Origin of the sequence: Arsenophonus nasoniae DSM 15247 (assembly GCF_000429565.1) — a bacterium.
Classification (GTDB): Bacteria; Pseudomonadota; Gammaproteobacteria; order Enterobacterales; family Enterobacteriaceae; genus Arsenophonus; species Arsenophonus nasoniae.
Genome location: NZ_AUCC01000262.1, coordinates 1 through 1,261, shown reverse-complemented (window position 1 = coordinate 1,261; position 1,261 = coordinate 1). Strand labels below are relative to the sequence as shown.

Below are 1,261 nucleotides of genomic sequence, written 5' to 3'. Positions count from 1 at the left end.
GCGCCTTCTCTTAACACCTGAAAACTTTTTGCGTCAATGCCTGTTTGTCGAACCGCTTTGTTAAAGCTATTAATTTGCTCACCCGCGCTCATAATCGCCGTCAGGGTAAACGCCCCCGTGATAATGCCTTTAAATTCGCTGAGCTTTTCGCCCAATTTGCCGAGTTTACTTTTGGTTTTCTTGGCCTTTTTGCCGAGGTCATCAACAGAATCACTGGCTTTATGCACGTCTTTTGCGGTGTTGGCACTCTCGTTTCCAAGATGGTCAACTTTTGCGGTCACCGTGGTGAATTTCCCCGTCACTCCGCCTAATTGCCGGGATAATTCGTTAAGCGCAGAGATTAACGTATCAATCACGCCCGCATTGGCATTCACTCCAATATCCAGACTTAACTTTTCTTCACTCATCCGTCACCTCTTTTGCTTCGCTTCGTCGTGCTGTTTCCACTCAATCGCCCCCGTGATAAAGGCGTGCTCGGCAGTTTTCAGATAGAAGAACATGTCATCATCGCGCAACGCCAGAAGCTCACCCACGGAGCCGTAACCCGCCTTCACCAGTGAAAAAAGCAGTTTGTCGTGTTCACTCAGTGAGGATTTTCTAACGTACTGTCGCCAGCTATTGGGATAACGCGGGGTAAAGGTCAGCTCGCCGTTAATGCCGATAAAAAAGGGGCGGCGTAGAGGTGTAACACCGTTAACGTTAAGGGAATGAAAAGCTCAGGTTTCTCATCAAAAAAGGTTGGCAATTTGCTAATACTCATGCCGTCGTGGGTGATTTGGTTGAAAAGCTGTCTCAGATTGCCATCACTATGGCTTGAAAGTGTCGCGGCAATGCGTTTTGATTGTCCCAAGTCTTCGACAATTTCCAATGCTTTCAACCGCAAATGATGATTGAAATTGCCAATCTGAAATTCGTTACCTTGCACCTTAAAGGTTTTGTTTTTGGTGATATCGACAATATCATCCTGTGATAGCCCGGTCAGGCTACCTAATCCTTGTTCTGTCATGATTTTTTCCTGTTAAATTGAGCGGTTGAAATCCCGAAATTGCAGCTTGTAGGTCATTTCAGCATTGTGATCTGTATTGGCAAAAGTAAATTTCGGTTGGTCTGTGATACTGCCGCCCGTGAACTCAAAGGTTTCCGTTTTGGCTTTGCCGTCGAGCTTGTACAACGTGCTGACTGAGGCATTGAGCAACGTCACTTCACCACTACCTTGTAGCGAGGATAACCAGACATCATCGGCACTGCCCCTTAAAATATG

At 46.4% G+C, this 1,261-nt stretch carries 4 protein-coding genes; all 4 read right to left on the bottom strand.

Features of this window, described 5'->3' with window-relative positions; translation table 11 throughout:
* Positions 1-407: hypothetical protein (locus tag G468_RS0118205; RefSeq protein ID WP_026824173.1), on the bottom strand; the 407-nt coding region annotated here is incomplete at its 3' end.
* A gap of 3 nt (positions 408-410) precedes the next feature.
* Positions 411-533: a hypothetical protein gene (locus G468_RS25180; RefSeq protein WP_255498970.1), complete on the bottom strand. Its 123-nt coding sequence runs from the start codon at positions 531-533 to the stop codon at positions 411-413.
* Positions 534-640: 107 nt separating this feature from the next.
* Positions 641-1,006: a hypothetical protein gene (locus G468_RS0118195; RefSeq protein ID WP_026824172.1), complete on the bottom strand. Its 366-nt coding sequence runs from the start codon at positions 1,004-1,006 to the stop codon at positions 641-643.
* Between the two features lie 12 nt (positions 1,007-1,018).
* Positions 1,019-1,261 (bottom strand): hypothetical protein (locus G468_RS24355; protein ID WP_026824171.1); only part of this gene is annotated, 243 nt, incomplete at its 5' end.